We start from the raw sequence: 13,533 nt of genomic DNA on the forward strand, positions 1-13,533 counted from the left end.
CGTTTAGTTATTCACGGAGAAGAATTTGAACCGCTCTGCCGAAGATTTAGTCAGCTGGTTTCGCCAGTCGGCTCCTTACATAAACGCCCATCGCGGCAAAACCTTTGTAGTGATGTTAAGCGGAGAAGCTAGCACTAGCGCCAACTTTAATAACATTATTCAAGATATTGCCTTGCTCAAAACTCTTGGTGTGAAAATTGTGTTGGTGTGTGGCGCCCGCCCGCAAATAGACAGTTTAATCGAGGAGCACCACCACAGCTGCATGTTTGCTGGCGAGCAGCGAATCACCGATGAGCGTAGCTTAAACATCATCAAACAAGCAGTAGGTCAAATCCAAATGGATATTGAAGCCCAGCTATCGATGGGCTTGGTTAACTCTCCTTTGCATCAAGCTCATATCAATGTGGTTCGTGGCAATTTTGTAGTCGCACAACCAATTGGTATTGAAGATGGCATTGATTTTCTGCATACCGGAAAAGTGCGCCGTATTAACCACCAAAGTATTAAGCGCCAACTAGATCATGGCGAAATAGTCATGGTGTCTCCATTAGGAGTATCGGTAACCGGCGAGCTATTTAACATTTGCTCGGAAGATATCACCACGGAAATAGCGGTCTCTTTGAAAGCAGATAAAGTAATTTACTTCAGCCCCGAGCAAGGTATTCACAATGACAAAGGCCAGTTGATTAGCGAACTATTGCCCGATGCCGCCAACGAGCTAATGCGCTCAGAGCCTTTTTTACGTGATACCGACAAAGATACTCTGCGTTATTTGCGGGCGGCCATTCAATGCAGTGACCGAGGCATCGACCGCTGTCATTTGGTGAGTTACCAGCAAGACGGCGCATTGCTAAAAGAGCTCTATACCCGTGACGGCAGTGGTACTCAGCTGGTGCAATATAGTTATGAGCGAGTTAGAGAAGCGAGATTGGATGACATTAATGGCATCATTGAGCTGATTCGCCCGTTGGAAGAAGAAGGCATACTGGTAAGGCGCTCCCGCGAGTTGCTAGAAATGGAAATTGAGCGATTTACCATTGTTGAGCGCGACGGCATGATCATTGGGTGCGCTGCATTGTACGCCTTCAATAATGAAAACATTGGTGAGCTAGCGTGTTTAGTTAGCCACCCGCAATACCGCCAAGCGAGCCGAGGTGATCGACTACTTCAAGCCATTGTTAATCGAGCCCGTCAACAGGGTTTAGCAAAATTATTTGTGCTCACAACCAAAAGTATTCATTGGTTCAGGGAGCGTGGTTTTAGCCCCGCTGATTTCGAAGACTTACCCACCGAGAAACAGGCTATTTATAACCTGCAGCGACGCTCTAAAATTTTAATTATGGATGTAGAGCGCTAACTCGCTGTCTGCCACGCATACTAAAAAGCCACTCCACTGTGAGTGGTTTTTTATGCTGAGTATATCTGTAGAAAATAAAAAACCAGCGCCATAAAGGCGCTGGCAAAAGACAAACATACACAAGAAAATAAGGAACACGCTAAGTTAGGCGCTTAGCGTGTGTTGTAACTGTCTTAGAAGTCGTAACGTGCTGCGAAGTGGAACTCGTTCTCAGCATTGTCGATGTTGTTGATTTGGTAAGCAGCAACGATACGCAATTGCTTAGTTAGGTCGTAACGGCCTTCAATTGTGTAGTAATCAACGTTGTCGTACTTAGCTCCGCCTTGTGGCTCAACTTCAGCTTTGTTCCACATTGCTTGCGCACGGAAGGTTTTAGTGAACTTGTAACCTGCAACTAGCTCGTAACCAGTGTGCTCGTTTTTAGCGTCTGAACCGTGAAGTTTAAATGCTTTGTTGTTTTCGCCCATCGAGTAGTTAGCTGCTGCGTAAACACCGTTAGCATCGTAGTTAACACCCAATAACGCTAGCTTGCTGTCTTTTGCTTCGCCATTGTTAGCAATGTTGTAACCCGCACCTAGACCAAGACCAAAATCAAAAGTGTAAGCTAAAGCAATACCGTAAGCAGAGTTGTCTGCGTCAACCGTTTGGTTGCCATCAGCATCGTCCATTTTTTGGTTGTCGTTAAACTTGTAAGAAGCGTGGATATCGAAACCGCTGAATTCGCCCGCGTATTTAAGAACGCTGTCTGAACGGCCAATACCTTCTTCACGGCTAGAGCTGATACCGATAGCAGAGTTACCGTATGGGTTAACGTAGCTTGAGTCAGTCCAGTCAGCGACTAACTCTAGAGCACCGTAGTTACGACCAAAGGTAACTTCACCGAAGTCGCCACCAAAACCAGCGTAAGCTAAACGCGCTTTAGTTGCTGAAGTGTTGTCACCTTCGCCGTTGTTTTCCATTTGTAGCTCGTAACGACCTAAAGCGTAGTTTGATGCGCCAATCATAGATTTAACTTTAGCGCCAAAACGTACGTATTGGTCTGCACCAAAGTTATCAGACTTACCAGCGTCGTCACCAGCAGTGTAACCCGCGTAAATACGACCATATAGGTCTACAGCGTGTTTCTCGTCTTCGTATACTTTAGCAGCGTTAGCTGAACCAGAAGCAGCGGCAACTGCGATAGCAATAAGAGTAAGCTTTTTCATTTTAATCCCTAAAAAATGTGAACTGTATCAAGTAAAAGTTGAACAAATCTTAGGGTTGGTAAATGACAGAGAGGTGACTGAAATATTAAAGATTAATGACAGCGGAACTTTAAGGAAAGCTCTGCAAATGTCTAATTATTAAGCATTTTATTTAGTTAATGCTCAAGTTAATTAAACACGTACAGAGTAAAATACGGTTTATTCAAACGCTTAGAAACGGTAGTTCAAGCCCATGTTAAGACCCAATTGCGACCAATAACCGCCAACAAAGGTCACTTGGCATCCTGGGCCACATTCTATTTTGGTGCCATCGTTTACAAAGGTGCCATATAGGCGACCCTCTAGTTTTAAATCGAGGTTCTCAGTTAGGTGATAAAAATAACCACCACCAATACTAATAGAAAAACGCTGGGTGTCGCTGCCAGGGCTTGCCGCAAAATGGGTAAGACCGGCGCCACCACTAGCAAAGGTTTCAAAATTCTCATACTGCCAACGGCGAGAGGCGGTTAGGTGAGCATACAATACGTCAACGTCGGTGTTAGCGTTGTCGTTCATCTCGGTGTTTTGCCAAGAGACTAAAGCCCCAACGTAATTGTCGTAGGTTTCGCGCTTGCGGTTTTCACCACTGGTGGTGGCAAAATCAAAAGCCGCCATATAAGAAGGTGCAGAACGCACCGAGTAGGTTTCTTCTGTATCAAGGTCGGTCATTTCACCACCAAAGGTGTAACCCGCTCCAATACTAAGATCGGCCAGAGCCGGTAGCGAAATACTCCACGCAAGTAAAAAACATCCTGTCTTTAGCATCGGTAACCTCCTGTTAGACACATCAACAGTGTCTAACATTCAGTCACTTAAGCCAAGATCAAATCTGCTTAAACTGGTTACTTATCGCATTATAGTGATAACCAATAGTTTCTAAACGGCGCGCTAAAGATCGCTCTTCAAGGCCAAACGTTAAGGCGAGATCTTCCAAGCTATCGCACTCTAGGCGTAACTTTTCGTTCACAATGCCCAATAATATGTTGGCTTCTAGGTTTAACATGTAGCTAGCATCCATCATTCTCTCCCGAGTATTAAATGGTATTGAGTTAATTTGAGCTTAGCTAAAAAAGCAGCAAGGGTGACAAATTTTGAACCTAGCATTTGCCTAAACTGCTGTACGTTTTTATTTACCCAGCCTTAAAACGCAAAAAGCCTGACCAAGGCCAGGCTTTAACAGCATCTTACTTAGCAATTAGATATCAAATTGCTCACGCATTAATGCTTCATATTCTGTACAGCCGCCCACGTGTGTTTCATCAACAAAAATCTGCGGTACTGTTTCTACAGGTTTGCCTACGGTTTTTTCCAAATCAGCTTTAGAAATACCTTCAGCATGAATATCAACATAACGGAAGCTGTAGTCTTCATGTGCTTCGCTAAGTTGTTCAGCAATCTGTTTTGCACGAACACAATAAGGGCAACCCGGACGACCAAAAATTACTGCAAACATTGTTAAACTCCAGAATAACGTGAATTGGGCTTACTATAACGGCTAAGCATTAAATTAAAAAATTGAATATTTCGTTGTTAGCGATAGGCAACAACTATCAAACTCTATAGACCTGCGTACTGATTAGTTTCTTTCATTGCTCTACCCATCAGTCATCGCCAACAAACGCTGCTTAAACTGCTCAACAAAGTTATTGCGCATTTCTGTGCTAATCATCGGTTCTACACAATTAATGGTAACCGTTAACGCACCGGCCAAACTTTGCGAACCCAACCAGAATATAGCGCCAATAAGATGCTGAGCAGCGGTAAAGTAATATTGCTGCGGAACCAATGCAGTAGCGCTTGCCTGGGCAAATAAAGGGGCGATATTGCCGAGGTTAGACAAGTGTAAGCAGTTAAAGCGCCCCGCCACTTGCTTCATATCTTCATCCGCTCGGCGCGGCGCTTGAGCTTGCCACCATTCATCGCTACAAGAGACTAAATGCAGCCCGGTATTGACTTGCTGCTGATATAGCGCGTTAACTTGCTGGGCGCGTTGCCAAAAGGTTTGCTCTGCGGAGCAATCTACCGCAAAAGAGAACATCGATACGTAACACGCTAGCTCATGCTCATCTACCGGAGGCGCAACTATTGGCCGCACGTTAGCATTTCCACCTGCGCTAACCAAAGTCGTGTTTGATTTAGCTAATGCTAAGGCCGTTTCAACTGCTGCGGTGTACAGCAAAATAGTCAAGCTCACATGATTCTCTCGCGCCAAATCTCGAAGCTGAGTAGTTTGTTGCTGGCTAAAGGCCAGCAGCGCCAGTTTATTTTGCTGCAAGCTTTGTGGGCTGGTTTGGCTAAGCCAAGCGCTTGTTTGCTCAGGTGTAATCGGTGCACAAAAAGGACTTTCACCTGTCGATAAATCAATATCAGGAATGGCATGGTGTACACATTGGCGAATAGCAAAGGGAACAAATTGCGGCGCCTGCTGCTCAGCCACTTGTTGATGCCGCTCTAACCACTCGGCTAATAAAGCCGTGGCCGATAAACCATCACAAATACTGTGGTGCATACTTACAATAAGAGCTGACTGCTCTGCACCTATCAGCACCCTCACCCGCCAAAGCAAGCCAGACGCACTTAAGGGAGTATTGGTTTGCTGCTGCATATGTTCAGTGAGAAATTGCGGGAACGCGGCGTCGTCGCCGTTAAACTCAATCACCTCAACACTCGGCGGTTTTGAGCTCGGCAACCATTGCCATTGTTCATCAACTTGAGAAAGGCATACTGATAGCAATGGGTGGCGCTGCTGCAATAACTGGTGAATATGCGTAATGTGAGCCGGGTTGATTTGCCCTCTCACACTTACTGCATTCACCACTAACATAGCGCCGGTGCTAGTAAGTTCGGCAAATAAAGCTTCAGTTACACCTAAAGGACGAATCGTCATCAATGCTCCTTTGTTGATTTACTTAACTACAACTGCAGCTAAGTGACTAACAAGGCTCATCATTGCATAGATGGGACTTTCACTTTTAGTATCTGGATCACCATGTTTAGCATTAAACCCACACCCATGATGCTAAATATGATCGCCATCGCATCGGGACTTGGCACCAATAAGGTCGTTAAACCGCCCACCGCAATAGCGGTTAAGGTCATTTGAGTGGTACCACTTAACGCTGATACCGCGCCCGCTTGGCTTGGAAACAAACCAAACAAGCCAGCTTGTGAGATAGGATAAATAACCCCGACACTCACACTTATCATCGCCATACCCACTACCACCCATGCTAAAGAGTGCGCTTGAGTAGCCAAAATAAGGGCCGCGACAAACGGCAAGCAAGACGCAAATCCCAGTAAGTGCTGCTCTGGCCAACGGCCAGTGAATCGTCGAGTGAAGGCGCTACCAAGGGCGAGCCCGCCGGCAGGAATAATCATCATTAAACCAAAGTCGTCGGCACTTAAGCCAAAATCGTGCTGCAAGATAAATGGAGCGCTACTAATCATGTACATCAAACCAATGCTAGCGATCCACCCGTAACTGGAGTAACGAACAAAATTGCTATCGCTGGCTAGCGTTAGGTAATCGTTAACCACTCGCTTAACCTGTAACGGCGGGCCGGGCTCGGCTTGGGTTTCAGGCAGCAACTTAGCGGCAATAATCATTAAACTCGCGCCAGCGATGCCGATAATAATGAACAGATAGTGCCAGCCCCAGTAAGCCGTAACTATACCGCCAATTACGGGCCCAAGAACCGGAATCACCGACGCAGCCATACCTAGCCAAGCAAAACCATTTTTGAGATGTTTTCCGCGGTAGCTATCGCTAATTAAGCAGCGCGCCAAAATTTGGTTACTGCCAGCGCCCAATCCTTGAATCATCACTCCCGCCAACAACAAGTTAAGGTTATTTAAGCCTAAAAAAGTAAGCAGGTTTCCTAGCAAGAAAATACTTTGCCCCAGCCAGAATATACGACGACGTCCATAACTGTCGGCTAGCGGACCATAAAACAGCTGAGAGATGCCTAAACCTAAAATGAAACACACAATAAGCCGCTGTACTAAATGCTCGTCTACCGCAAAGTGCTGCGCCATTTCTGGTAGCGCAGGGGTAAGTAAGCCGTTGGTTAATTGAGAACAGGCAATAAAGGCAATAGAGAACAACAGGGGGATACGCGAATAGGTCACTAACAAACTCCAATACATCAGCGAGTTTATTGTAATTTATTGCTAAGCGCGGATAATCATTCATTAAAGACATAATTTATTTCCCTGAAGGAAACAATCAAACAGGAGCGCAGTAATGGATTGGCTAAATGTAGTGCAAACCTATGTAGCAGTAGTAGAAAGCAATAGCTTTGTGCAAGCGGCTCACCAGCTCAACATAACCACATCGTCTTGTAGCAAGCGCATATCATGGTTAGAGTCTCAGCTACACTGCCAACTACTATTACGCACCACTCGGCGGGTGCGCACCACCGAACAAGGCCAACAGTTTTATCTGCAAAGCTGTGATTGGTTAAGTCAGTTCGACACTATGCGCCGGCAACTGGGTCCCTCAACCCAAGGATTAACTGGCAACTTAAGCATTGGCTCTCCTGCTGTGTCGGGTAGCCTCTTTGTTACCCCCATTATCGCCACCTTCTTACCCATGCATCCACATTTAACAGTAGAGCTATCAGAAATAGAGCCAGGAGTGATTCCTGACCTATCCTTAGATATCGTCATCAGTCGGCAAATCGACAACTTCGACAGTACCAGTTATCGCATGCTGCATTTATTTGACTACGCAGTGAAGTGCTTCGCCAGCCCACGTTTTTTGTCTATTTATGGCCCAGTAGAAAATGCCAAGCAACTCAAGCAACTTCCGCTGTTATTAGTACAAGGGCAAATACGCTCTGGAGGGGTAAAATTTAACGACGGCACAATATTAAACCAAGCCTCTCGTTTCATCACTCACGACCCGCTGGCAGCTATTCAGGCAGCGGTACACCATATGGGAGTGGTATTAGTCTCCGAAGATTTAGTTCAGCAACAGTTAACAGACGGTAAATTAGTTGAAGTTGTGCCGGGTTTGTTGTCGGAGCAACGCACCGTGTGTGCCTATTATCCAGCGCATCGCTTTGAAAACCCCAATATCAGCGCTTTTCTGCAGCACCTGCGTCAACACATTCAAAACACACATTAGCAAATTGTCTTTGGGCATAAAAAAACCGCTAGCGTTTAGGCTAGCGGTTTATAGGATGTAACAAGCGTAAATATTAAGTCACGAGTTTAAAAGGCAACTACAGCGTAGTTTACTCGGCCGCTTCAACATCTGATTCTGGTTCTTTTGCTTCAATGTCTTCACTGATAGGCAGGCGTACAAAAAAGCCTTTACCCGTTGCAAAACAACGCATCGTTTGCTGTTGGTCTTGTTCCATTTAGATAAGTCTCCTAGGTTGTTGCAAGTTTAAAAAAGTATTATTTCTGCTTATGTTTTGCTTATTGCCACTTGCGTAAGTAAGGCTAGCTAGTGAATAAAAATTGCACAAGAAATAATCGGTAAAAATCCTATTTAGCCCACTCTTTCTTGATCTAGCTCAGTCTTGCGGGAGGTAATCTATCGGCTTTTATCAGAAATGTGAAGTACTAATTTACCACTTTGGAGATGTCGGCCAAAAACGACAATATTTTTAACTAATAAAATCAACAACTTAACGAAAACAAAAAAACGCCAAAGAATGGCTTATAGCTAATTGATATGTAGGGATCTTGGTTTAATTAGATTTGGCTATATTTGTTTAAATAGCCAGAGAATAACAATAGATGAATCAATCACTTACAAGTTAGTGTTTACTAGCCTCAATACATGTGAATATTTATTCAAATAAATCATTAATGACAAAAAACTTAAATAATGTGTTATCGCTAAGCCCCGCGGAGACTGGACTTAGCGCTTTTTTATTTTCACAAAATCGAAAAACAACCACAGTCCGATAATTGTTGCCGATACAACGACCCCATATTCCAAATAAAGATGGATGTATCCAAGAAAAAAGCTAACGGCAGGAAGAACGATTACCAACAATAAGGCCAACAGCACATAGCCCATTTAAGTCCCCAATAATTTTACCAGTAGAAATTATATCCTGATAATTGCCAAGGACAAAGCTATTCGAAGTAAGAACGCAACTGTAATTGCACATGGCCGTTTTTCCACACAGTGGTATCGATTTGCGTTTTGCAAATGGCACATAGGGTTTTATTCGACAGGGTTAAATGGCCAGACATGCGGTTACCTTTGGCACGAAACATTAAGTTTTGCTGAGCCTGCCAACGTAAGCCACCGCGCCAATTGGCCCGCCATTGCGGCACTTGTTGGTAGCGTAAAAAAGTAGATTGTTGCTCAGAGGAAGTCGCTGGTTGGGCAGAATTGGTTTGCGAAGTATTAAACTGTTGCTCTTGTAACCAATTAATATCACTAAATAAATTTTTAGTTGCTTGGGGTTGCTCGAGCTCGTTCTCAACGCTGAAATCAAATTTAAGCGCAGTGTTAGCATAAACCACATTTACCCACATCAACATTGTTACAATTAACGATAATGCAATAGCCATAACGACCTCCAACCTACCTTAGTATATGTAGCTACTTCCTCTTTTATTGCTAAGGGTTTATCAAGCAATCGTTCTGCTTAGGCATAAAGCCTTTACTAAAGAGTAGTAGACGTAGTTGTATCTAGCTATTTCCATGCCACTACTCTGGAATCACACAGGAACGACGTTACATTTTACTAACCTAATGACACCTAGGCATAACCTATCACACCGATAAACTTTACAAATTGGTTTGACCATTAGAAATAAGCGATACTTTTGTGCGAAGTTACTTGACTGTTAGGCCGTAGTTTTCTTTCATATCACACCAAATGCGTAAAGTTAGTTAACTTGCAGGAACTAACAAATATTTAATATGCAGCGACGTGTTGCCCAAATAGCAACTCAACATAAAAACCAATAGCAGGAACACACTATGCAAATCGGAATACCTAAGGAGATCTTCGACCAGGAGAGCCGGGTAGCCGCCACCCCAAAAACCGTAGAGCAGTTGCTAAAACTCGGCTTCTCTGTGGCAGTGGAAAGCGGCGCAGGAACAGCGGCCAGCTTTAATGACGAAGCTTACACAGAAGCCGGCGCAGATATCGTAACTAAAGAGCAGGCTTTTCAAGCCGACCTCATTTTTAAAGTGAATGCGCCTTTAGATGGCAGCAACGATACCACTGACGAACTTGCCCTTATAAAAGAAGGTGCAACCGTAGCCAGTTTTGCATGGCCTGCACAAAATCCTGAATTGCTAGAAAAGTTTAAAGCCGCCAAGGTTAACTTGCTAGCCATGGACATGGTGCCACGGATCTCTCGTGCTCAATCTTTAGATGCGCGTAGTTCACTTGCCAACGTAGACGGTTACCGCGCGGTTATTGAAGCAGCCAACCACTTTGGTCGCTTTTTTACCGGGCAAATTACTGCTGCAGGTAAAGTACCACCAGCCAAAGTATTAATTATTGGCGCAGGTGTAGCCGGTTTAGCCGCATTGGGTACCGCAGGTAGCCTAGGCGCTATTGTTCGTGCTTTTGATACTCGCCCTGAGGTTAAAGAGCAAATCAACTCAATGGGCGCTGAGTTCCTAGAGTTAGATTACGAAGAAGAAGACACTGGCGACGGTGACGGTTACGCCAAAGAAATGAGCGCAGCCTTTATTGATGCCGAAATGGCCTTGTTCCGCGAACAAGCCAAAGAAGTCGATATCATCATTACCACCGCATTAATTCCTGGTCGCCCAGCACCTAAGCTGATTTTGGCTGACATGGTTGAATTGATGAAACCAGGTAGTGTGATTGTAGATTTGGCCGCCGCTACTGGTGGTAACTGTGAGTTAACCGAGCCTGGTGAAATTGCCGTTAAACATGGCGTAACCATTATTGGTTTAACCGACATCTCGCGTCGTTTGCCAGCGCAAGCTAGCCAGTTGTACGGCACCAACTTAGTTAACCTGCTTAAGTTACTTTGCCCAGAGAAAGACGGCGAAATTAACATCAACTTCGAAGACGAAGTATTGCGTGGCGTAACCTCAGTGAAAGAAGGCGAAATCACCTTCCCACCACCAGCCATTCAAGTGAGTGCCCAGCCTAAAGTTGAAGCACCAGCGCCAACCCCAGAAGTAGTGGTAGAAGAAAAGCCTGCTAAACCTTGGGTAAAACCATTGATTGCAGCCGCTGGCCTCGCCGCCTTTGCTTGGGTAGCCGATGCTGCTCCAGCAGACTTCTTACAGCACTTCACCGTATTTATGTTGGCCTGTGTTGTTGGTTACTACGTGGTATGGAACGTGAGCCATTCACTGCATACACCATTAATGAGCGTAACTAACGCCATTAGTGGCATCATCATTGTGGGTGCCTTAGTACAAATGAAAGCCGACACCTCCTGGGTAGTATTATTGCTATCGGGTATTGCCGTGCTTATCGCCACCATCAACATCGCCGGTGGTTTTACTGTGACTCAGCGGATGCTGAAAATGTTCCGCAAAGACAAATAGGAGAAATAGTCACATGTCTCAAGGTATTGTATCTGCAGCTTATTTAGTGGCTGCACTATTGTTTATCTTCAGCCTCGCCGGCTTAAGTAAGCAAGAAACCGCTCAACGCGGTAACATATTTGGCATTATCGGTATGGCGATTGCGGTAATCGCAACCCTAGCCAGCACTCAGGTTACCGGCGGTAGCTGGATCATCACCCTTGCCATGGCAATTGGTGCAGCCATTGGTATTCGCTTAGCACTTAAAGTTGAAATGACTGAAATGCCAGAGCTAGTAGCGGTGCTGCACAGCTTCGTAGGTATGGCTGCGGTATTGGTTGGTTTTTCAAGCGCCATCGACCACAGCTCGTTAATGGATGCGGTAACCGGTCTTATCGACCCCGTTGCTAAGAACATTCACGACGTAGAAGTATTCCTCGGTATCTTTATTGGTGCGGTAACCTTCACCGGTTCAGTTGTGGCCTTTGGTAAGCTTCGCGGCATTATCAGCAGTGCCCCTAAAGCGCTTCCTGGCGCTCACTGGTTAAACCTAGGCATGATTGTGGTATCAATCTACTTAGGCAGCATGTACATGGACAGCGGCTCTATGTGGCCACTAGTGATTATGACGCTTATCGCCTTTGTATTTGGTTACAACCTTGTATCGGCCATTGGCGGCGCAGATATGCCAGTAGTGGTATCAATGCTTAACTCATACTCTGGTTGGGCAGCGGCAGCAGCAGGCTTCATGTTAGGCAACGATCTATTGATTGTTACCGGTGCATTAGTAGGTAGCTCGGGCGCGATTCTGTCTTACATCATGTGTAAAGCCATGAACCGCTCGTTCATCAGCGTAATTTTAGGTGGTTTTGGCGCCGAAGGTGGCACAGTAGTGGCCAGCGACGTAGACCAAGGCGAACACACTGAAACGCAAGCTGAAGACGTAGCCGAAATGCTAAAAGATGCCAACGAAGTGATTATTGCTCCTGGTTACGGTATGGCGGTTGCGCAAGCCCAATACCCTGTAGCAGAAATTACTCAAAAGCTACGTGATAAAGGCGTTAAAGTACGTTTTGCTATTCACCCAGTAGCGGGTCGTTTACCTGGCCACATGAACGTATTGTTAGCCGAAGCCAAAGTTCCTTACGATATCGTAATGGAGATGGACGAGATTAACGAAGACTTCGCGTCTACCGACGTAGTGCTAGTGATTGGTGCTAACGACACGGTTAACCCTGCAGCTAAAGAGCCAGGCAGCCCAATTGCGGGTATGCCAGTGCTTGAAGTATGGGACGCTAAGAAAGTGGTGGTATTTAAACGTTCAATGGCGACCGGTTACGCTGGTGTGCAAAACCCATTGTTCTTTAAAGAAAATACTGACATGTTGTTTGGTGATGCTAAAGAAACGGTTCAGAAGATCCTTTCTCATATCTAAGCAAATAGCTTGTTGAATATGAAAGCCGCTCCTAGAGCGGCTTTTTTGTGCTTAAAAACTACTCTCTGTACTTAGCAATAGCTTTCTCTGCATCTTTATCGGAAGCCCCAGACGCTAACAAAATCTCTTTGTGTTTGGCTAAAGTACCGTAAGGAGTCATAGGTTTAACTATCGTTTCGTCTTTTTTTGATAACCCAGAGAACCATGATTTCCAAAATAGAAAATACATACCAAACAGTATTAACGCCGATATGAAAGGTCCCAATATTGGCCCCCAGCCAAAAAATATATTCAAAAACCACTCAAACGGAATTGGAACTCCCCAGTCACAGCTAGCAACGGTGTTCTGCCGTTTACTCATTATAAAACTGCCACATATCGGGTTAAATACCTCAATCACTAGCCGAGATAAGGCTTGGTAACACAATAGATAACCGATAAAAGAAACTATTGGATGCTCATCAATAAACCTACTAAACCTTTTCATGATTCAATATATAATGACTTCTATTAGGATTGACTTACCTGTTATAACAAAGATCAAAATCTAACGCTGTTAAAGAATGGGCTTAGTCAGAATAAACTAAACCTTTAAGCCCGATTTCGCCCTGACGGCGACTTCCTTTTTCTTTGAACAGCCAAAGAAAAACTAAGGAAAAAGAAAGGCTGCCCTAACATCATCTTCATCCTGCGTTGCTCACTCACAGCGGCGTCAAAACAACTCGCTTCGCTCAAACAGGTTTTGCCTATACCCTTCATCATTGCGCTACTCGGCAATGATGAAGGGGAATTGAGATCAAGAGCGAACCCTTTTAGTTAAGCTCTTACATAAGAAAAGTACTTGCGGAACTGATCCCGCCCCCCTAACCATGGCATCATTTTTCTTTGTTAAGCTAAAGCTTAGTACGAGGAAAAAGAAAGGCTGCCCTAACACCATCTTCATCCTGCGTTGCTCACTCACAGCGGCGTCAAAACAACTCGCTTCGCTCAAACAGGTTTTGCCTAT

The 13,533-nt window shown here is 44.9% G+C and carries 13 protein-coding genes; 4 read left to right on the plus strand and 9 right to left on the minus strand.

Annotated features, from left to right (window positions below):
- Positions 1 to 25: 25 nt before the first annotated feature.
- On the plus strand, positions 26 to 1,357 hold the full coding sequence (gene argA / locus Q4549_RS11870) for an amino-acid N-acetyltransferase (protein ID WP_303514496.1): 1,332 nt from the start codon (positions 26 to 28) through the stop codon (positions 1,355 to 1,357).
- Between the two features lie 173 nt (positions 1,358 to 1,530).
- Here argA and Q4549_RS11875 read toward each other — a convergent pair whose 3' ends face one another.
- From Q4549_RS11875 to Q4549_RS11900, 6 genes are all read right to left on the minus strand, one after another.
- Positions 1,531 to 2,562, minus strand: a complete 1,032-nt coding sequence (locus Q4549_RS11875; RefSeq protein WP_303514498.1) for a porin — start codon at positions 2,560 to 2,562, stop codon at positions 1,531 to 1,533.
- 210 nt (positions 2,563 to 2,772) lie between these two features.
- Positions 2,773 to 3,366, minus strand: coding sequence for a hypothetical protein (locus tag Q4549_RS11880; protein ID WP_303552040.1), 594 nt, complete (start codon positions 3,364 to 3,366; stop codon positions 2,773 to 2,775).
- A 58-nt stretch (positions 3,367 to 3,424) separates the two neighbouring features.
- The gene (locus tag Q4549_RS11885; RefSeq protein ID WP_235836167.1) at positions 3,425 to 3,622 is read right to left on the minus strand and encodes a DUF4250 domain-containing protein; all 198 of its coding nucleotides are present in this window, start codon (positions 3,620 to 3,622) and stop codon (positions 3,425 to 3,427) included.
- 174 nt (positions 3,623 to 3,796) lie between these two features.
- Positions 3,797 to 4,054 (minus strand): GrxA family glutaredoxin, encoded by a 258-nt coding sequence (locus Q4549_RS11890; RefSeq protein WP_137672398.1) that lies wholly within the window; start codon positions 4,052 to 4,054, stop codon positions 3,797 to 3,799.
- A gap of 141 nt (positions 4,055 to 4,195) precedes the next feature.
- Positions 4,196 to 5,488, minus strand: coding sequence for a condensation domain-containing protein (locus Q4549_RS11895; protein ID WP_303552043.1), 1,293 nt, complete (start codon positions 5,486 to 5,488; stop codon positions 4,196 to 4,198).
- Between the two features lie 59 nt (positions 5,489 to 5,547).
- On the minus strand, positions 5,548 to 6,729 hold the full coding sequence (locus Q4549_RS11900; RefSeq protein ID WP_303552046.1) for an MFS transporter: 1,182 nt from the start codon (positions 6,727 to 6,729) through the stop codon (positions 5,548 to 5,550).
- A gap of 115 nt (positions 6,730 to 6,844) precedes the next feature.
- Between Q4549_RS11900 and Q4549_RS11905 the strand changes: the two genes are divergently transcribed.
- Complete coding sequence (locus Q4549_RS11905; protein WP_303552049.1) at positions 6,845 to 7,729, plus strand: LysR family transcriptional regulator; 885 nt, start codon at positions 6,845 to 6,847, stop codon at positions 7,727 to 7,729.
- Positions 7,730 to 7,838: 109 nt separating this feature from the next.
- On the opposite strand, the gene Q4549_RS11910 is transcribed toward Q4549_RS11905, so the two are convergent.
- Positions 7,839 to 7,964: a hypothetical protein gene (locus tag Q4549_RS11910; RefSeq protein ID WP_255437773.1), complete on the minus strand. Its 126-nt coding sequence runs from the start codon at positions 7,962 to 7,964 to the stop codon at positions 7,839 to 7,841.
- Positions 7,965 to 8,694: 730 nt separating this feature from the next.
- Complete coding sequence (locus tag Q4549_RS11915; protein WP_303552051.1) at positions 8,695 to 9,138, minus strand: hypothetical protein; 444 nt, start codon at positions 9,136 to 9,138, stop codon at positions 8,695 to 8,697.
- A 415-nt stretch (positions 9,139 to 9,553) separates the two neighbouring features.
- On the opposite strand from Q4549_RS11915, the gene Q4549_RS11920 reads away from it, so the two are divergent.
- Entirely contained in the window at positions 9,554 to 11,113 is a 1,560-nt protein-coding gene (locus Q4549_RS11920; RefSeq protein WP_137672403.1) for a Re/Si-specific NAD(P)(+) transhydrogenase subunit alpha, read from the plus strand.
- A gap of 13 nt (positions 11,114 to 11,126) precedes the next feature.
- A complete protein-coding gene (gene pntB, locus Q4549_RS11925) occupies positions 11,127 to 12,527 on the plus strand; it encodes a Re/Si-specific NAD(P)(+) transhydrogenase subunit beta (RefSeq protein WP_137672404.1) in 1,401 nt (466 codons plus the stop codon).
- 58 nt (positions 12,528 to 12,585) lie between these two features.
- Here the strand turns inward: pntB and Q4549_RS11930 are convergent, their stop codons facing one another.
- A complete protein-coding gene (locus Q4549_RS11930; RefSeq protein ID WP_303552056.1) occupies positions 12,586 to 12,888 on the minus strand; it encodes a hypothetical protein in 303 nt (100 codons plus the stop codon).
- Positions 12,889 to 13,533: the final 645 nt, after the last annotated feature.

It is taken from the genome of Agarivorans sp. 2_MG-2023, from assembly GCF_030548085.1.
In the GTDB taxonomy this organism is placed as follows: Bacteria; Pseudomonadota; Gammaproteobacteria; order Enterobacterales; family Celerinatantimonadaceae; genus Agarivorans.

Coding starts and splice junctions, on each gene's coding strand:
- Q4549_RS11920 (WP_137672403.1), top strand. CDS start 9,554: ATGCAAATCGGAATACCTAAGGAGATCTTCGACCAGGAGAGCCGGGTA.
- Q4549_RS11915 (WP_303552051.1), bottom strand. CDS start 9,138: ATGGCTATTGCATTATCGTTAATTGTAACAATGTTGATGTGGGTAAAT.
- Q4549_RS11875 (WP_303514498.1), bottom strand. CDS start 2,562: ATGAAAAAGCTTACTCTTATTGCTATCGCAGTTGCCGCTGCTTCTGGT.
- Q4549_RS11930 (WP_303552056.1), bottom strand. CDS start 12,888: ATGAGTAAACGGCAGAACACCGTTGCTAGCTGTGACTGGGGAGTTCCA.
- Q4549_RS11895 (WP_303552043.1), bottom strand. CDS start 5,488: ATGACGATTCGTCCTTTAGGTGTAACTGAAGCTTTATTTGCCGAACTT.
- Q4549_RS11880 (WP_303552040.1), bottom strand. CDS start 3,366: ATGCTAAAGACAGGATGTTTTTTACTTGCGTGGAGTATTTCGCTACCG.
- Q4549_RS11890 (WP_137672398.1), bottom strand. CDS start 4,054: ATGTTTGCAGTAATTTTTGGTCGTCCGGGTTGCCCTTATTGTGTTCGT.
- Q4549_RS11910 (WP_255437773.1), bottom strand. CDS start 7,964: ATGGAACAAGACCAACAGCAAACGATGCGTTGTTTTGCAACGGGTAAA.
- Q4549_RS11905 (WP_303552049.1), top strand. CDS start 6,845: ATGGATTGGCTAAATGTAGTGCAAACCTATGTAGCAGTAGTAGAAAGC.
- pntB (WP_137672404.1), top strand. CDS start 11,127: ATGTCTCAAGGTATTGTATCTGCAGCTTATTTAGTGGCTGCACTATTG.
- Q4549_RS11885 (WP_235836167.1), bottom strand. CDS start 3,622: ATGATGGATGCTAGCTACATGTTAAACCTAGAAGCCAACATATTATTG.